This is a genomic window from Nocardia cerradoensis NBRC 101014, from assembly GCF_000308535.1.
In the GTDB taxonomy this organism is placed as follows: domain Bacteria; phylum Actinomycetota; class Actinomycetes; order Mycobacteriales; family Mycobacteriaceae; genus Nocardia; species Nocardia cerradoensis.
In genome coordinates this window covers 1-16,621 of the sequence record NZ_BAFW01000171.1, presented here as the reverse complement: position 1 = coordinate 16,621, position 16,621 = coordinate 1, and the positions used below count along the sequence as shown (strand labels likewise).

19 protein-coding genes are annotated in these 16,621 nt (G+C 68.1%); 10 read left to right on the top strand and 9 right to left on the bottom strand.

Annotated features, from left to right (window positions below; genetic code table 11):
* The 6 genes from infB to ON23_RS17895 form a co-directional block, all read left to right on the top strand.
* A partial coding sequence (gene infB, locus ON23_RS17920; protein WP_039779567.1) for a translation initiation factor IF-2 occupies positions 1-1,743 on the top strand: 1,743 nt, incomplete at its 5' end.
* Positions 1,744-1,843: 100 nt separating this feature from the next.
* The gene (locus tag ON23_RS17915) at positions 1,844-2,134 is read left to right on the top strand and encodes a DUF503 domain-containing protein (RefSeq protein WP_039779566.1); all 291 of its coding nucleotides are present in this window, start codon (positions 1,844-1,846) and stop codon (positions 2,132-2,134) included.
* A 23-nt stretch (positions 2,135-2,157) separates the two neighbouring features.
* Entirely contained in the window at positions 2,158-2,601 is a 444-nt protein-coding gene (rbfA, locus tag ON23_RS17910) for a 30S ribosome-binding factor RbfA (RefSeq protein ID WP_039779565.1), read from the top strand.
* Between the two features lie 82 nt (positions 2,602-2,683).
* Positions 2,684-3,700, top strand: coding sequence for a DHH family phosphoesterase (locus ON23_RS17905; protein WP_039779564.1), 1,017 nt, complete (start codon positions 2,684-2,686; stop codon positions 3,698-3,700).
* A gap of 75 nt (positions 3,701-3,775) precedes the next feature.
* On the top strand, positions 3,776-5,149 hold the full coding sequence (locus ON23_RS17900) for an MATE family efflux transporter (RefSeq protein WP_051042823.1): 1,374 nt from the start codon (positions 3,776-3,778) through the stop codon (positions 5,147-5,149).
* Positions 5,150-5,300: 151 nt separating this feature from the next.
* Positions 5,301-6,260, top strand: coding sequence for a metallophosphoesterase family protein (locus ON23_RS17895; protein WP_086006937.1), 960 nt, complete (start codon positions 5,301-5,303; stop codon positions 6,258-6,260).
* 61 nt (positions 6,261-6,321) lie between these two features.
* On the opposite strand, the gene ON23_RS17890 is transcribed toward ON23_RS17895, so the two are convergent.
* Both ON23_RS17890 and ON23_RS17885 read right to left on the bottom strand, forming a co-directional pair.
* Positions 6,322-6,552 carry a DUF6374 family protein gene (locus ON23_RS17890; protein ID WP_039779562.1) on the bottom strand — a complete coding sequence of 77 codons (231 nt, stop codon included), beginning with the start codon at positions 6,550-6,552 and terminating at the stop codon, positions 6,322-6,324.
* 67 nt (positions 6,553-6,619) lie between these two features.
* Entirely contained in the window at positions 6,620-7,117 is a 498-nt protein-coding gene (locus ON23_RS17885; protein ID WP_039779560.1) for a GNAT family N-acetyltransferase, read from the bottom strand.
* Positions 7,118-7,320: 203 nt separating this feature from the next.
* On the opposite strand from ON23_RS17885, the gene npt reads away from it, so the two are divergent.
* Both npt and truB read left to right on the top strand, forming a co-directional pair.
* Positions 7,321-7,959 carry a 4'-phosphopantetheinyl transferase Npt gene (npt, locus tag ON23_RS17880; RefSeq protein ID WP_276326901.1) on the top strand — a complete coding sequence of 213 codons (639 nt, stop codon included), beginning with the start codon at positions 7,321-7,323 and terminating at the stop codon, positions 7,957-7,959.
* Entirely contained in the window at positions 7,959-8,882 is a 924-nt protein-coding gene (gene truB / locus ON23_RS17875; protein WP_039779559.1) for a tRNA pseudouridine(55) synthase TruB, read from the top strand. The genes npt and truB overlap by 1 nt, the downstream gene beginning before the upstream one ends.
* 8 nt (positions 8,883-8,890) lie before the next feature.
* Here the strand turns inward: truB and ON23_RS17870 are convergent, their stop codons facing one another.
* Genes ON23_RS17870 through ON23_RS17860 form a run of 3 tightly spaced genes read right to left on the bottom strand, consistent with a single transcriptional unit; the run spans position 8,891 to position 11,047 of the window.
* Positions 8,891-9,565 (bottom strand): GntR family transcriptional regulator, encoded by a 675-nt coding sequence (locus ON23_RS17870; protein WP_039779558.1) that lies wholly within the window; start codon positions 9,563-9,565, stop codon positions 8,891-8,893.
* Entirely contained in the window at positions 9,552-10,289 is a 738-nt protein-coding gene (locus ON23_RS17865; RefSeq protein WP_305080386.1) for a maleate cis-trans isomerase family protein, read from the bottom strand. Before ON23_RS17865 ends, ON23_RS17870 begins: the two co-directional genes overlap by 14 nt.
* Positions 10,290-10,306: 17 nt before the next feature.
* Positions 10,307-11,047, bottom strand: coding sequence for a maleate cis-trans isomerase family protein (locus ON23_RS17860; protein WP_039779557.1), 741 nt, complete (start codon positions 11,045-11,047; stop codon positions 10,307-10,309).
* Between the two features lie 85 nt (positions 11,048-11,132).
* Between ON23_RS17860 and ON23_RS17855 the strand changes: the two genes are divergently transcribed.
* On the top strand, positions 11,133-12,098 hold the full coding sequence (locus ON23_RS17855; RefSeq protein WP_039779556.1) for a D-2-hydroxyacid dehydrogenase: 966 nt from the start codon (positions 11,133-11,135) through the stop codon (positions 12,096-12,098).
* A gap of 11 nt (positions 12,099-12,109) precedes the next feature.
* Positions 12,110-13,501 (top strand): amidase, encoded by a 1,392-nt coding sequence (locus ON23_RS17850; RefSeq protein WP_223273222.1) that lies wholly within the window; start codon positions 12,110-12,112, stop codon positions 13,499-13,501.
* A 49-nt stretch (positions 13,502-13,550) separates the two neighbouring features.
* Here the strand turns inward: ON23_RS17850 and ON23_RS17845 are convergent, their stop codons facing one another.
* The 4 genes from ON23_RS17845 to ON23_RS17830 all read right to left on the bottom strand — a co-directional run bounded on the left by ON23_RS17845 (position 13,551) and on the right by ON23_RS17830 (position 16,317).
* A complete protein-coding gene (locus ON23_RS17845; protein ID WP_039779554.1) occupies positions 13,551-13,916 on the bottom strand; it encodes a hypothetical protein in 366 nt (121 codons plus the stop codon).
* Positions 13,903-14,370: a hypothetical protein gene (locus tag ON23_RS17840; RefSeq protein ID WP_143859892.1), complete on the bottom strand. Its 468-nt coding sequence runs from the start codon at positions 14,368-14,370 to the stop codon at positions 13,903-13,905. The genes ON23_RS17845 and ON23_RS17840 overlap by 14 nt, the downstream gene beginning before the upstream one ends.
* 153 nt (positions 14,371-14,523) lie before the next feature.
* Positions 14,524-15,039 (bottom strand): DUF3830 family protein, encoded by a 516-nt coding sequence (locus ON23_RS17835; RefSeq protein ID WP_039779550.1) that lies wholly within the window; start codon positions 15,037-15,039, stop codon positions 14,524-14,526.
* Positions 15,040-15,075: 36 nt separating this feature from the next.
* Positions 15,076-16,317 (bottom strand): aspartate aminotransferase family protein, encoded by a 1,242-nt coding sequence (locus ON23_RS17830; RefSeq protein WP_039779549.1) that lies wholly within the window; start codon positions 16,315-16,317, stop codon positions 15,076-15,078.
* Positions 16,318-16,621: the final 304 nt, after the last annotated feature.

Genomic DNA, 16,621 nt, shown 5'->3' with positions numbered 1-16,621 from the left:
TTCGCCGAGAAGATCAACGCCAACCCGGCCTCGCTGGTGCAGGTGCTGTTCAACCTCGGCGAGATGGTCACCGCGACCCAGTCGGTCAACGACGAGATCTTCGAGCTGCTCGGCGGCGAGATGAACTACGTCGTGCACGTGGTCTCGCCCGAGGACGAGGACCGCGAGCTGCTGGAGAGCTTCGACCTCAGCTACGGCGAGGACGAGGGCGACGAGGAGGACCTGCAGGTCCGCCCGCCGGTCGTGACCGTCATGGGTCACGTCGACCACGGTAAGACCCGACTGCTGGACACGATCCGCAAGACCAACGTCCGCGAGGGCGAGGCCGGCGGTATCACCCAGCACATCGGCGCCTACCAGGTCCTCACCAACGTCAACGACGAAGAGCGCCTGATCACCTTCATCGACACCCCGGGTCACGAGGCGTTCACCGCCATGCGTGCCCGTGGTGCCAAGGCCACCGACATCGCGATCCTGGTGGTCGCCGCCGATGACGGCGTCATGCCGCAGACGGTGGAGGCCATCAACCACGCGCAGGCCGCGGACGTGCCGATCGTGGTGGCGGTCAACAAGATCGACAAGGAAGGCGCGAATCCGGAGAAGGTCCGCCAGCAGCTCACCGAATACAACCTGGTGGCCGAGGAATACGGCGGCGACACCATGTTCGTCAACATCTCGGCGCGTCAGGGCACCAATATCGAAGCCCTGCTCGAGGCCGTGGTGCTGACCGCGGACGCCGCACTGGACCTGCGGGCCAACCCGGATATGGACGCCCAGGGTGTCGCCATCGAGGCGCATCTGGACCGCGGCCGTGGTCCGGTGGCCACCGTGCTGGTGCAGCGCGGTACCTTGCGCGTCGGTGACTCGATCGTGGCGGGTGACGCCTACGGTCGCGTCCGCCGCATGGTCGACGAACACGGCGAGGATGTGGACGCGGCGCTGCCGTCGCGTCCGGTGCAGGTCATCGGTTTCACCTCGGTGCCGGGCGCGGGTGACAACCTGCTCGTCGTCGAGGAGGACCGCATCGCCCGCCAGATCGCCGACCGGCGCAATGCGCGCAAGCGCAACGCTCTGGCCGCGCGCAGCCGCAAGCGGATCAGCCTGGAAGATCTGGATGCCGCTCTGAAGGAGACCTCGGAGCTCAACCTGATCCTCAAGGGCGACAACTCCGGTACGGTCGAGGCCCTGGAAGAGGCGCTGCTCGGCATCGAGATCAGCGACGAGGTCCGGCTGCGGGTCATCGACCGCGGTGTCGGTGGTGTCACCGAGACCAACGTCAACCTGGCCTCGGCGTCGAACGCGATCATCATCGGGTTCAACGTCCGGGCCGAGGGCAAGGCCACCGAACTCGCCAACCGCGAGGGTGTGGACATCCGCTACTACTCGGTGATCTACCAGGCCATCGACGAGATCGAGAAGGCCCTCAAGGGCATGCTCAAGCCGATCTACGAAGAGGCCGAACTGGGTCGCGCCGAGATCCGCGCGGTGTTCCGCTCCTCGAAGTTCGGCAACATCGCCGGCTGCATGATCACCTCCGGGACGGTCAAGCGCAACGCCAAGGCCCGCCTGCTGCGCGACAGCGTGGTGATCGCCGATACGACGATCCAATCGCTGCGCCGGGAGAAGGACGACGCCACCGAGGTCCGCGAGGGCTTCGAATGCGGTATGACGTTGGGCTACAACGACATCAAGGAAGGCGACATCATCGAGGCCTACGAGCTTCGGGAGAAGCCGCGCGACTGAGTCGTCCACAGTGAACGAACGTCACGTTCGGTGCAGACATCGACCGAACGTGACGTTCGTTTCGCCGGGCGCTCGTCGCGACATGTGAAGAGGTGAGCCGTTGTTCGTCGGTGCGTTGGAGTTCGACATCCTGCTCGGCGATGTGCACTCGTTGAAGGAGAAGCGGTCGGTGATCCGCCCGATACTGGCCGAACTGCAGCGCTTCGGCGTCAGCGCGGTCGAGGGCGGGGATCACGATCAATACCGCCGCTCACAGTTGGGTGTCGCGCTGGTCAGCTCCGAGATGGGACATCTCACAGCGGTGCTGGACAAGTGTGAACGCCACGTGGCGGCCCGTCCGGAGTTACAGTTGCTGGCAGTACGCCGCCGCATCTTCGGACCCGAAGACTGAATGACAAGTGAGGAGGGCCCGCCATGGTGGATCAGGCCAGGGCACGCCGACTCGCGAAGCGGATCGTCTCGATCGTCGGGACGGCGATCGAATACGAGATCAAGGATCCGCGGCTGCGTTTCGTCACCGTCACCGATGCCAAGGTGACCGGTGACCTGCGGGAGGCGACCGTCTATTACACGGTGATGGGTGAAACCCTCGCCGCCGAACCGGATTTCGCGGGTGCCGCGGCCGGACTGGAGAAGGCCAAGGGGGTGCTGCGCTCCAAGGTGGGCGCGGCCACCGGGATCAAGTTCACGCCGTCGCTGAGTTTCATCCTCGACACCGTGCCGGATGCGGCGCGTGAGATGGAGCAGCTGCTGGCGAAGGCCCGCGCGGCCGACGAGAAGGTGGCGCAGGTCGCGGCCAATGCCACCCATGCCGGCGACGCCGATCCCTACAAACCCGACCCCGACGAGGAAGACTGACCGCCACGGCGGTCGACGCGGTGGAGGGGCCGGACTCGCGAGGCGGTGTCCCGGTTCTGTCGCCGGAGAATCGAGCTTGGAGATGACAGCTGTGACGTCGTCGGCGGATCCGGCCGCGGCCGTCGAGGTATTGGCGGCCGCGCGATCGGTGACCGTGCTGTGTCATGTGCAGCCGGACGCCGACACCGTCGGCAGCGGACTGGCACTGGCGCAGGTGCTGCATCGGCGCGGGGTGCCGGTGCAGGTGTCGTTCGCCGAGCCGGCCGAACTTCCGGCGTCGATGCGCTCGCTGCCGGGCGTGGCGTATCTGGTGCCGGCCGAACAGGTCGCGGCGCAGGTGGATGTGCTGGTCACCGTGGACTGCGGCAGCGTCGGGCGCCTGGGCGCGCTAGCGGACCGAATCGACGGCGCCGCAACCACTGTCGTGATCGACCACCATCGCTCCAACACCCGCTTCGGCGATGTGAACCTGATCGACGAGACCGCGGAGTCCACCACCAGTGTGCTGGCGCGGCTGTTCGACGCCTGGGGCGAGGAGATCGACCGGGACATCGCGCACTGCCTGTTCGCCGGTCTGGTCACCGATACCGGGTGTTTCCGCTGGGGCGGCCCGGGCACCCATCTGCTAGCCGATCGTTTGCTGGCCACCGGAATCGACGGTGCGGGAATCACACGCACGCTGATGGACACCCATCCCTTCGGCTGGTTGCCGATGTTGTCGCGGGTGCTCGGATCGGCGCGACTGGAACCGCGCGCGGCCGGCGGCGCCGGGCTCGTCTACGCCTTCGTCCACAGTGACGATTCCGACGGATTGCGGTCGGAGGAGGTGGAAAGCGTCATCGACGTCGTCCGCACCACCGCCGAGGCGGATGTGGCGGCGGTATTCAAACAGTCCCGCACCGATGCCGGCTGCTGGACGGTGTCGCTGCGCTCGCGCGACAGCGGTGTCGGTACCGGTGATGCCGTCGACGTCGCCCGCGTCGCGACCGGTCTGGGCGGTGGTGGCCACCGCTACGCCGCCGGCTATACGACATACGGGACGTCCGAAGACGTGGTGGCGGATCTGCTCGCGGAATTGGCCCCCGGCCGGGAGAGCTGAGCATGGGACGCGGCGGGTGGCCGGCAGCGGTCCCCGCGGACCTTCGTCGCGGTCTCTGGGGCCGGGTCTGACGGTATGGTCGAGATACATCCCGAAGACGGTGTCACGGCCGTTGCCGGCGCCGCGCGCCACGATGCGGGTCCGCGGCGCATCCTCGACATCGCGATCCCCACGCTGGGAGTGCTTGTCGCCGAACCGATCTACCTTCTCTTCGATATGGCGGTGGTGGGCCGGCTGGGAGCGCCGGCGCTCGCGGGACTCGCCGTGGGGGGCTTGATACTCGGTCAGGTCAGCACGCAGCTGACGTTCCTGAGTTACGGGACCACCGCTCGCTCCGCACGCCGCCACGGCGCCGGTGACGAACGAGGCGCGGTTGCCGAAGGGGTGCAGGCGAGTTGGCTCGCGGTGGCCGCCGGACTGGCGATCGTCGTTGTGCTGCAGGTGTTCGCACGACCCGTCGTGGATGTGATCGCGGGCGGCGCCGATATCGCGGACGAGGCGTTGCGCTGGTTGCGGATCGCGCTGTTCGGAGTCCCGTTGATCCTGCTGACCATGGCCGGTAACGGCTGGTTGCGCGGGGTGCAGCAGACACGGCGTCCGCTGGCGTATGTGATTGCGGGACTGGTTGTTTCGGCACTGTTGTGCCCGCTGCTGGTGCACGGCCTGCTGGGGGCGCCCCGGATGGAACTGGCCGGATCGGCCGTGGCCAATGTGGCTGGGCAGGTCGTCTCGGCCGGGCTGTTCGTGGCCGCGCTGGTGCGCCGGCGGGTGCCGCTGCGGCCCCATCCGCGAGTCATGCGGGCGCAGCTGGTGCTCGGCCGGGATCTGATCGTCCGGAGTCTGGCGTTCCAAGCCTGTTTCGTTTCCGCCGGTGCGGTCGCCGCCCGGTTCGGCGCCGCCTCGGTGGCGGCGCACCAACTCGTGCTGCAGCTGTGGAATTTCCTTGCCCTGACGCTCGATTCGCTGGCCATCGCGGCGCAGACCCTCACCGGTGCGGCGCTGGGCTCCGGCGACGCATCCGGCGCGCGCGTGCTGGCCCGCCGGATCACGGTGTGGTCCACCCTGTTCGCGGTGGTGCTCGCCGTGATCTTCGCCGCCGGATACGCCGTCGTCCCACAGGTTTTCACCGACGATCCGGCGGTCCTGGACCGCGTGCATGTGATCTGGTGGTTCTTCGTGCCCCTCATTCCCGTCGCCGGGGTGGTCTTCGCCCTCGACGGTGTGCTGCTGGGCGCGGGCGACGCCTCGTATCTGCGCACCACCACGATGGCCGCGGCGCTGCTGGGTTTCCTGCCCGCGATCTGGCTGTCGCTGAGCTTCGACTGGGGTATCGCCGGGATCTGGTCCGGGCTGAGTGCCTTCATCCTGCTGCGCTTGATCGCGGTGAGCTGGCGGGCGCTGTCGGGGCGCTGGGCTCGAGTCGGCAGTGAGATCCCGCGGTCGGTATGACCGAACAGCACGACGCCGTATCCGGAAGCGTGTCGGTGCCCGGCCGCCGACGTGCACACCGCGGACGGTGTGCGAAATTCCCGGCGCCGGGTATGTCCGCACGCGAGGGTCGGGTGTGCTCGCATCATGATGATCATGGGATGGTGGAACGGTGATTCCTAAGTTGATGGCGGTGAGCGATATCCATGTCGGTCATCAGGGGAACAAACCGGTGGTCGAGCAGATCCGCGCGGATTCGCCCGAGGACTGGCTGATCGTCGCCGGCGACGTGGGGGAGAAGACCGACGACATCCGCTGGGCGCTGCGCACCCTGCGCGAACGCTTCGCCAAGGTGATCTGGGTCCCGGGCAATCACGAATTGTGGACCACCACCAAGGATCCCGTGCAGATCAAGGGCGCTCCCCGTTACGACTACCTGGTCGCCCTGTGCCGCGACCTCGATGTGGTGACCCCGGAGGACGAATTCCCGGTCTGGGAGGGCGCGGGCGCCGAACAGTACGGCGGACGGGTGACGATCGCGCCGCTGTTCATCCTCTACGACTACTCGTGGATGCCCGAGGGTGCGCACACCAAGGCCGAGGCCCTGACCATCGCCCGGGACCGCAATGTGGTCGCCACCGACGAATTCCTGCTCGCCAGCGACCCCTATCTGACGCGCGACGCCTGGTGCCGGGCCCGCGTCCAGTACAGCAAGCGCCGGCTCGACGCGCTGGAACCCGATACCGCGGTCGTGCTGATCAATCACTTCCCGATGCTGCGCGAACCCACCCGGATGCTGTTCTATCCGGAATTCTCGCTGTGGTGCGGGACCGAGGATACGGCCGACTGGCACACCCGCTACAACGTGGTGTGCTCGGTCTACGGCCACCTGCACATCCCGCGCACCACCTTCTACGACGGTGTCCGATTCGAGGAGGTTTCGCTCGGCTATCCGCGCGAATGGCAGCGCCGCGGCCTGCCGGACAAACTCCTGCGCCAGATCCTGCCCGCTCCCGAATACGGGCCGGACGACCTGAACGAATGGGGCGGCCACTTCAAGATCACCCCCGAGATGCGGGCGGCCGCGGAGGAGATGCGCCGCCTCGCCGACCGCCGCCGCGGCGTGCGCTGACCGCGCGGCGTCCGCGCCGACCTGCGGTGACGATCCGCAGCGGCGTGCGCGGGACGGCCCGTCACCACGGACGCCGGTGTGCGCCGCGGTAGTCCAGACATGCGCTGCCGGGCCGGCCCACCCGGGGCGATTCGGTGTGCTCGCGGTAGATCCGCAGCCCCTCCCGGATCTTCCACGCGGCCCGCTCGAGCTGATCGGGGGTCAGCGCCTTGTCGAAGGCGGCCGCGTCGACCAGTTGGGCTCGTACCTGTTCCAGGTTCAGTCGTGCGTACTCCAGCGGGGTGAGCTCCATGCGCGGGAGATTACTCCACTTCGAACATACTTTCGATGCCCGGTGTGCCGTGCGGACGGTCGGCGGTTCAGTGGAAGCGATGCACCATGGTCACGCTCGTCGTACCGGCCCGGTTGACGATATGCGAGCCCGGGACGATGTCGAAACCGAGTCGCTCGTACAGTCGCAGCGCCGGATTGGATTGCCGCACACTGAGACTCACCGCGTCGTAGCGCTGCCGGGCATCCGTCAGCAGACGGACCAGCAGGGTGGTGCCGAGCCCACTGCCGCGCAGCTGCGGTGCTACGCCGATCGCGAGTTCGGGTGTCGCGTCGTCGACGTATCCGTAGCCGGGGTTGTCGGCGGGAAACAGTCGCAGCCAGGCGGCACCCGCGCCGCCGGACGGCCCGCCGACGACCCCGAGATCCCCCTCGCGGCCCCATCCCTCGACGTAGCGGGCGAGTTCGGGCACCGAGCGCAGTTCGTCCGAAGTCATGTTCTGTTCGGCCGCGTGCGAGGCTTCGAACAGCATCGCCCACAGCAGGGGCTCGTCGGCAGATATGGCGGTGGCGACCGAATGGGGCATGCCGCGCGACTCTACGGCCTTCGACCCCGACGGATCCTCCCATTTTCCGGTGCGCCTGCTGCGGTGGGCCGCTGCCGCTTCCCCGGAGCTGGCCGAGTCCGGGTACCGCCCGCACCGCTAGGCTCGTAGCGCAGACAGGGTCGACTCAGGAGGCGGTCATCGAGGAACAGGCGCGCGTCATCGGCAGCATTCTGCCCGCGGGAGTGGCCGCGGCGGAGCTGTTGCGGTATCCGGAGGATCTGAAACCGCATCCCGGTGAGGAACATCTGATCGCGCAATCGGTCGAGAAGCGGCGGCGAGATTTCATCGGCGCCCGGCACTGCGCGCGGCTGGCGCTGGCCCAGCTCGGTGAGCCGCCGGCGGCGATCGGCAAGGGCGAGCGCGGGATGCCGCTGTTCCCGCGCGGAGTGGTCGGCAGCCTCACCCACTGCGACGGGTACCGGGCGGCGGTGCTGGCGCATCGGCTGCGCTGGCGGTCGGTCGGCATCGACGCCGAACCGCACGACACGCTGCCCGAAGGCGTGCTGGACTCGGTGAGCCTGCCCGCCGAACGGGACTGGCTGCGCGGTGCGATCCCCGCCACCGGACTGCATATGGACCGGCTGCTGTTCTGCGCGAAGGAGGCCACCTACAAGGCGTGGTTCCCGCTCACGCAGCGCTGGCTCGGTTTCGAGGACGCCCACATCACCTTCACCGTCGACGGCACCGGTACCGCCGGCACCTTCCACAGCGCGTTGCTGGTTCCCGGGCAGACCGTCGACGGCGGTGCGCCGCTGACCGCGTTCGACGGGCGCTGGACGATCACCGACGGGCTGATCCTGACCGCGATCGTGGCCGGCTGATGGCCGGACGCGAGGCTGTCGTCGATCCGCTCGGCGGCCTGCTCATCATCGACAAGGACGGCGGGCAGACCAGCCACGACGTGGTCGCGCGCTGCCGGAAGATCCTGCGCACCAGGAAGATCGGCCACGCCGGCACCCTCGACCCGATGGCCACCGGCGTGCTGGTGCTCGGTGTCGAGCGCGCCACCAAGCTGCTCGGCTTGCTGAGCCTGACCACCAAGTCCTATACCGCGACCGTCCGGCTCGGCCAGGCCACCGTCACCGACGATGCCGAGGGGGAGGTGCTGGCCACCATCCCCGCCGCCCATATCGCCGACGCCGATATCGCCGCAGCGGTCGCGGCGCTCACCGGCGATATCGCGCAGGTGCCCTCGACGGTCAGCGCGATCAAGGTCAACGGCGAACGGGCGTATGCGCGCGCCCGGGCCGGCGAGCAGGTGGAACTGGCCGCCCGGCCGGTCACCGTCTCCCGGTTCGACATTCTGGGTCGTCGCGATATCGACACCGGCGCAACGACATTCGTCGATCTGGACGTCGAGGTCGACTGTTCCTCCGGCACCTACATCCGTGCCCTGGCCCGCGATCTCGGCACCGCGCTGGGGGTCGGTGGACATCTGACCGCGTTGCGCCGTACCCGGGTCGGCCCGTTCACCCTCGAACACGCGCGCACGCTGGATCAGCTCGCCGACGATCCGAGCCTGAACCTCGACGTGGATGCCGCTGTGCGCCTCGCCTTTCCGCATCGGGAGATCGACGCCGACCAGGCCGAATCGCTGCGCGACGGTCGCTGGCTGGACCCGGTCGGCGTTCGTGGTGTGCACGCGGCCACCACCGCCGACGGCCGGACCATCGCCCTGCTGGAGGAGAAGGGGAAGCGCTCCTCGCCGGTCTTCGTGGTGCGCCCGCGCGGGCTCATCGACTGAGGCGGCGGCTACTCCTCGCCGTCGCGGGCCTGCTGCCGGAGTCGTTCGACGGCATCGCGCATATGCCCGGCCAGCAATTCGCGAACGTGGTCCGGCGGACCGGCGGCGATCGCCTCGCGCAGGTCGATGTGTTCGCGGACCTGCTCGCCGAGGTCGGTGTAGGTGGTCTGCAACGCGCCCAGGCACATGCGCGTCTCGATCAGAAGGGTCCGTGCCGCGCGCACCAGCCGCGGACTGTCGGCGCTGGTCACCAGGGCCTGATGGAAGGCGTGGTCGGCCTCGGTGACGCCGGTCGCGTCACCCCGCGCGGCGCAGGCCTGCATGTCGGCGACACTGGTTTCCAGTGCGGCATAGGCGATCTCGCGGCGGCCGTCCAGGATCAGATCCAGCGCGCCGCCCTCGATCGCGGTGCGGGCCCGGTAGATGTCCACGACGTCGTCGAGACTCAGTTCGATGACGAAGATGCCGCGGTGGCGCACGCTGTGCAGCAGCCCCTCCGAGACCAGTCGCTGCATGGCCTCGCGCACCGGGCCGCGGGAGACGTCGAATTGCGTGGCCAGCTCGGCCTCGACCAGCTGGGTACCGGGCGCGACCGTGCCGTGCATGATCGCCGTGCGCAGCCGGTCGGCGATCATTTCCGCCGTGGACTGCCGATTCACGGGTTCGAACTCAATCACCGACATGAATCGGCCTTTCCGAGAAGAGCGTTCCGAGCCCCGGTCCGGACGGTGGCGACACGGCGGGCAGATCCGCCAGTCGCAACCCCTGCCAGACGGTGACCTGGTTCGCGGTGAGTACCGGCTTGCCGAGCGCTGATTCCAGCTCCGGAAGCAGTTGTATCGTATGCATCGCGGTATCGGGTACGAGCAACGCCTCGGCGTCGGGATGATCGTTCGCCGCCGCCAGCGTCAGGACCTGCTCCGGGGTGAGGGTGCCCACTTCGGCGGCGGTGTCGATTCCGGCGCTCGACATCGAGACCACCCGGATATCCGCCGCGGCGAGGAAGTCCACGAACAGGGCGGCCACCTCGTCGGGATAGCTGGCGCAGACCGCGACGTCGCGGACGCCGATCGCGCGGGCCGCGTCCACGAACGCGAAACTGGTACTCGACGCGGGAACTCCGCAGTCGCGGGCGAGCCGGTCCACCTGATCGCGCGCCCCCTGCGGGCCGTAGACGAAACTGCCCGACGTGCAGGCCCACACCACGGCCCGCGGTGTGCAGGGCGCGAGCAGTCGCGCACCCTCGCGCAACTTCTCCGGACTGCCGAGGTCGAGCAGCTCGGGCACCGCGTGCAGATCGGTGCCGTAGATGTGCGCGACCCGCAGATCCACGCCGAGTTGCGCTGCGGCCCAGGGGTATTCGTCCTCGGCGGCGTGGTCGGGGTAGATGAAACCGACGGTCGGTATCCGTTGCACAGCGCCTCCTAGAAAACGTTCTGCAGCCATTTGCCGGGACCCATCATCGGCAGTTTCATTCGTCCCAGGCAGGCCCACATGGTCAGTTGGTTGGCGGTCAGGACCGGCTTGCCGAGAAGTCGTTCCAGCGGCTCGACCAGGTCGTAGGTGGGGAGGTTGGTACAGCTGACGAAGATGGCCTGGGCGGCGGGATCGTCGGCGGCCATGATGCGTTCGGCGATGGTGCGGTAGCCGACCTTCCAGATGCCGCCGCCCAGTCCGAGGTGATCCGACCGCAGTACCTCACAGCCGGCCTCGTGCAGGAACTCGTGCAGCTTCCCGGTGAGGATGTCGTCGTACGGTGTGATGACCGACAGCCGGGACAGTTGTAGTTTGCGTACCGCCTCGATCAGCGCGCCGGAGGTGGTGATCGCGTCCCGGGCGCCGGCCCGGCAGATGGTGTCGCGCAGCGATCGTTCGTAGGCCAGCCCCTTGATGAAACTGCCCGAGGTGCACAGATAGGCGATGACCTCGGGCTCGACGTGCAGGACGTTGCGGGTGGCGGCGGTGAGATGCGCTGCGTCGGACACCAATTCGGCCATTTCGAGGGAGACCGGCACCGGTTCGTACGGCGTGCGCGCGAGATGCAGGCTCACCTCGAGCGGCGCCCACCGCCACAGTTCGCGCTCCAGCGCCAGATCGAACGGCGCGATGATCCCGATACCCCGTTGCGCGACAGGCCCGTCCAACTCGGGAAAATTCAGTTCCACGAGGGCCCCTCTCGCGTTCGGGCGACGAACCTCCGCACACAATCGGATTGTTGACAAGCATACGATGGGTTTTTAGCCTGTCAATATGAACGCGGGCCCAGTTGTCACCGTCCTGCACGACGGCGTCGAGCCCGACGCGGCCTCCCTGCGTCCGGTGTCGCAGCGGGCCACCGTTCGCTTCGCCGACGGTGCGGAACTCGCGGACGCGCTGCCCGGCGCCGAGGCGTTGTTCGTCTACGACTTCCAGAGCACCGCCCTGCCCGGCGCCTGGCATCGCGCCGACCGATTGCGCTGGATTCATGTCGGAGGCACCGGGGTCGATGCCGTGATGTTCGACGAGTTGATCGACAGCGATGTGCTGGTGACCAACACCCGCGGGCTGTTCGATCAGCCCATCGCGGAATACGTGCTGGCACAGATTCTCGCCTTCGCCAAGGATCTGCCCGAATCTCTGCGCCTGCAGCAGCGCCACCAATGGCACCACCGCGAATCCGAGCGCGTCGCCGGAGCCGCGGCGCTGGTGGTCGGCACCGGCTCCATCGGGCGCGCCATCGCCCGCCTGCTGTGCGCCGCCGGTATGCGGGTCCGCGGGCTGGGCCGCACCGCCCGCACGGGCGATCCCGACTTCGGTACCGTCGCAACCGATCTGCACGCCGAACTACCCGGCGCCGACTACGTGATCTGCGTGGCGCCACTGACCCCGCAGACCCGGCAGCTGTTCGATGCGAATGCGTTCGCGGCGATGAAACCACATGCGCGTTTCATCAATGTGGGCCGGGGGGAATCGGTGGTCACCGACGATCTGGTCGCCGCGCTGCGTGGTGGCGCTCTCGCCGGTGCGGCGCTGGACGTGGTCGATCCGGAACCGCTGCCGGCCGGTCATCCGCTGTGGGATCTGCCGAATGTGGTTGTCACCCCGCACAACAGCGGCGACTTCATCGGCTGGCGGTCGGAGATCGTCGCCGCGTTCACCGACAACTTCCAGCGCTGGATCACCGGTCAGCCCCTACAGAATGTGGTCGACAAGAAGCTGGGTTACGTGCCCAGCTGAAGGGAGTCACGATGGCCCACCCCGGAACCGGAACCGACCCCGCGGCGATGACCGCGGCCGAGTTGGCCTCCGCCTATTCGGCCGGGGCGTTGTCTCCCGTCGAGGCCACGCAGGCGGCGCTGGACGCGATCGCCGCGCGCGACGACGCCCTCAACGCCTACTGCCTGGTCGATTCCGAGCGCGCGTTGATCCAGGCCAAGGAATCCGAAATCCGCTGGAACAACGGACATGCGCAGGGACTGCTCGACGGCGTGCCGATCTCGATCAAGGACGTCTTCCTCACCCAGGGATGGCCCACCCTGCGCGGCTCGACCTCCATCCGGCCGGATGCGCCGTGGCCGGTCGACAGCCCGGCGACCGCGCGGCTGCGCGAGGACGGGCTGGTCTTCCTGGGCAAGACCACCACGCCGGAACTCGCCTGGAAGGCCACCACCGACAGCGCGCTCACCGGTATCACCCGCAATCCGGTGGATCCCGCTCTGACGTCCGGCGGTTCCTCCGGCGGTTCGGCGGTGGCGGTCGCGGCCGGGATGGGGCCGGTATCGATCGGCACCGACGGCGGCGGCAGTGTGCGGATTCCCGCGTCGTTCTGCGGTGTCGTGGGTTTCAAGCCCACCCACGGGCGCATTCCGCTGTATCCGGCCAGTCCGTTCGGACCGCTGGCACATGCCGGGCCCATCGCCCGAACGGTGGAGGATGTGGCGTTGTTGATGGACATCCTGTCGCTGCCGGATCCGCGGGATCCGACCGCGGGCGCACCGCCGCTGACGACCTTCCGGGGGGAACTCCAGCGCGAGGTGCGCGGAGCGACCGTCGGCTATTCGGCGAATCTCGGCTTCGCCCAAGTGGATCCGGAGGTCGCGGCGGTCGTCGCGGCGGCCGTGCGGAAGCTGGACGAGGCCGGCTTGCGCGTGGTGGAGGCGGATCCGGGCTTCGCCGATCCGCGCGAGGCGTTCGAACGGATGTGGGCGGCCGGTGCGGCAACCCTGCTGTCGACCTTCCCGCCGGGTACGCGCGACCGCGTCGATCCCGGACTGGGGGCCATGTGGGATCGCGGGCTGGCGCTCGGCGCGGTCGACTATCTGAACGCCCGCGCGGTGGCCGCCGAGATCGGAATCGCCATGGGCGCCTTCCACACCGTCTACGACGTGCTGATCACACCGACGATGCCGATCACCGCCTTCGAGGCCGGATACGATGTGCCGCCGGGCAGTTCGATGGACAGCTGGCCGCAGTGGACGCCGTTCACCTACCCGTTCAACCTCACCCAGCAACCGGCGATCAGCATTCCGGCGGGCACGACCGCGGCGGGGATGCCGGTGGGATTGCAGATCGTCGGGCCGCGCCACTCCGACGATTTCGTCCTGGCGCTGGCCCGCTTCGCCGAACTGGTCCTGGGCTGAATCCGGGGCGCGCGGGCCCCGTCGCAACCGCTGGTGCCGTGCTGCGCTTCTAATCGGCGGTCGACCGAGACACCGCCCGGAAACCCGTGTCACCGATCACGATCGCGCCAGGACCGTCCAACCGTCCTGCCTCGTAAACGGCCTCGTCGAGATGGGTCGACATCAGAAGCATCCATGCCTCCCACGGAGTTCCCGCCCCCAACGGTCCACCAGATTCCGCTGACAAGCGGGTGTAGTAATCGCGCAACTCCCCGTCGGTCACCCTGAATACCAAGGCAGGGTCGACCGGCACCTCGCGGACCGCCGTGATGCGCAATCTCCCCGCCTCGTCCCGGTCGACCCGATATCCGGCTTCCGCACCGGCACGAATCACCGACTCCACGAGTTCGTCGGCACTCGGCTCAGACTTGTCCACGGCATGCTCCTCCAGGAAAAGCGGTGACCACTTGCCCGTTCTCGGCCACGATCACGGTGGGTTGGACCGTTTTCACGATCGCTCCGGTGACGTGGTTGACCAGATAGATCTGGCCGGTGTAACAGTACTTGCCGGAGCCTTGCGGGCCATGCCAGTCCGGGGCGTCGTGGGCTTTCGCGATCGCCATATCAGCTATGTCGCGCCAGTTGCGGCCTTCGATATCCGCGAGCCCCTCCCACTCGGCCTGGTGCCTGTCCTGGATATGGCGGTATCCGTAATTCTTGTTCCCGCACAACAGTTTCCACTCGCCGTAGGTGGTGACCACCTTCGACTCGTCCGTCCTTGTCCCGCATGCGCCCCACGGCGATGAGGCGTGGGCCATCGGGGCAGGTGCGGACAACACCATCGGCGCGACCAGTGCGGCCGCGGCCATGACGAATGCACGAATCTTCAACTCGCGTCCCCTCCATCGAGCACCGATCGGTGCCGATCCGCGTCGTCACCGCCCCCTGCGGTGACCCCACGGGTCAGAGTAGGACTGTCGAGGAGATCCGTCGATCGAATTTCCGAGCGGCCATGAAATCGATTGCCGGCGTGGTGGTTCGGATCAGATGTCTTGGCCTGCGTCGAGACATCTTGTGAAGGACAGGGTTTCGCCCTCCACCCCGCGTAGCCACACTGCGTTGCATGCCGCGGCCAGTTCGGGCAGGCCCTCTTCGATGGTCGCGAAGACGTTGCCGGGCACCCAGCCCATATCGCCGTTGATCAGCAGGTTGTTGCGGTCGTAGAACAGGGCCAGGTCGGTGGCGCCCTGCTCGGCGTGCGCGGCCGAACCGGGTTCGTAGCCGTAGGCCGGATTGCCGATCTCCCACGGTTCGAAATCGAACAGGCAGACATCACCGGGAATCGGTGTGACCGTGGGGTTTTCGCGATGCGGGGCGGCCGTGAGGCGCGGCACCAGGGTGTAGACCTCGTTGCGCGCGTATTTGGCGTGGAACGCGTCGCCCTCCTGCGGCAGCGCGTCCCAGACCGCCGCGCAGGTGCGGGGCGCCTGGTCGTCCAGCAGTCGCGCCCGGCAGCGCACGCCGGCCTTGGTGAGGGTGATGGTGAGGTATCGGGCCATCGGGATCTCCTGTTCCGATCGGATGCCGGTGCGGCGCTACAGTTCGTCGAGGACTCCGTTCCACAGCGCCAAGGCCTCGTCGACCTGTTCGGCGGTCACGATCAGCGGGGGGATCATCCGCACGACATTGCTGTAGGCGCCGCAGGTCAGCAGGAGCAGGCCGCGCTGGGCCGCCAGCTGCTGTGCGGCCGCCGCCGTCGCGGTGTCGGGTTCGCCTGTGGCCGTGGTGAATTCGCTTCCGACGAGCAGTCCCAGACCGCGCACATCGCCGATCGCCTTGGTGGCCGCGGTCCGCGCCCCGGCCAGCAGTTGCGTGCCGCGGGCGGCGGCGTTGTCCACCAGCCCTTCCGATTCGATGACGTCGATCGTGGCGACCGCGGCCGCGCACGCCACCGCATTGCCGCCGTAGGTGCCGCCCTGCGATCCGGGCCAGGCCTGGGCCATCAGTTCCTGCGGTGCGGCGATTCCGGACAGCGGAAATCCGCTCGCCAATCCCTTGGCGATGGTGATGACATCGGCCCGCACGTCGAAATGCTGATGTCCGAAGAACTTTCCGGTGCGCCCGAAACCGGTCTGAATCTCGTCGAAGATCAGCAGGATGCCGTGCCGGTCGGCGCGTTCGCGCAGGCCCTGGAAGAACCGGGTGTTGCCCGGGATGTAGCCGCCCTCGCCGAGTACCGGTTCGACGACGAACGCGGCCGTTTCGGCCGGCGCGGTGAGCGTGGCCAGGATGTAGTCGAGTTCGCGCAGCGCGAAGTCGGTAGCTTCCTCCTCCGACCAGCCGTAGCGGTAGGCGGTGGGGAACGGCGCCACGTGCACGCCGCCCATGAGCGGGCTGAAGCCGGCCGAGAACCGGGTTCCGGAGGTGGTCATGGTCGCGGCGGCGACCGTGCGGCCGTGGAAGCCGCCGTGGAAGACCACCACGTTCGGCCGGCCCGTGGCCTGCCGTGCCAGCCGCAGCGCCGCCTCCACCGCTTCGCTTCCGGAATTGGCGAAGAACACCGAATCCAGGTGCGCGGGAAGCACATCGGCGAGTCGTTCGGTCAGTCGTAGCAGCGGCCGGTGCATGACCGTCGTGTACTGGCCGTGGATGAGGCTGCCGATCTGTTCGCGCGCGGCCTCCACCACCCGCGGATGACAGTGCCCGGTGCTGGTGACGCCGATCCCGGCGGTGAAGTCGAGGTACCGGCGCCCGTCGGTGCCGTACAGGTAGCAGCCCTCGCCGTGGTCGACGGTGACCGGCGTGGCCTGCCGGAGAACGGGGGAAAGTGCAGTCATGGTGATCCGCCTCCCGGCGACGGGAAATCCGGCGTGCGACGGCCGGATTCTTATTGTCGGATTGTTGACAATGTGTATAACATGACCGCGATGGTGACGGCAATGACAGCGCTGATCCGAGCTGCTGTTCCGAGCTGAGGGGCGAGCGATGACGCACACCGTGACGGAATCGGACGAGGCGACGATCTCCGCGATCGACAGCGTGCCGACCGGCCTGTTCATCGGCGGCCGCTGGCGTGACACCGCCGCCCGGCTGCCGGTCGAGGATTCGGCGACCGGGCAGACACTCACCGCTGTCGCCGAC

Bases quoted from the DNA above. Each gene is read 5' to 3' on its own strand.
- ON23_RS17890 (WP_039779562.1), bottom strand. From the start codon at position 6,552: ATGGAGCTCACCCCGCTGGAGTACGCACGACTGAACCTGGAACAGGTA.
- ON23_RS17885 (WP_039779560.1), bottom strand. From the start codon at position 7,117: ATGCCCCATTCGGTCGCCACCGCCATATCTGCCGACGAGCCCCTGCTG.
- ON23_RS17830 (WP_039779549.1), bottom strand. From the start codon at position 16,317: ATGACTGCACTTTCCCCCGTTCTCCGGCAGGCCACGCCGGTCACCGTC.
- ON23_RS17870 (WP_039779558.1), bottom strand. From the start codon at position 9,565: ATGTCGGTGATTGAGTTCGAACCCGTGAATCGGCAGTCCACGGCGGAA.
- ON23_RS17900 (WP_051042823.1), top strand. From the start codon at position 3,776: ATGGTCGAGATACATCCCGAAGACGGTGTCACGGCCGTTGCCGGCGCC.
- rbfA (WP_039779565.1), top strand. From the start codon at position 2,158: ATGGTGGATCAGGCCAGGGCACGCCGACTCGCGAAGCGGATCGTCTCG.
- ON23_RS17835 (WP_039779550.1), bottom strand. From the start codon at position 15,039: ATGGCCCGATACCTCACCATCACCCTCACCAAGGCCGGCGTGCGCTGC.
- ON23_RS17850 (WP_223273222.1), top strand. From the start codon at position 12,110: ATGGCCCACCCCGGAACCGGAACCGACCCCGCGGCGATGACCGCGGCC.
- ON23_RS17855 (WP_039779556.1), top strand. From the start codon at position 11,133: ATGAACGCGGGCCCAGTTGTCACCGTCCTGCACGACGGCGTCGAGCCC.
- truB (WP_039779559.1), top strand. From the start codon at position 7,959: ATGGCCGGACGCGAGGCTGTCGTCGATCCGCTCGGCGGCCTGCTCATC.
- ON23_RS17905 (WP_039779564.1), top strand. From the start codon at position 2,684: ATGACAGCTGTGACGTCGTCGGCGGATCCGGCCGCGGCCGTCGAGGTA.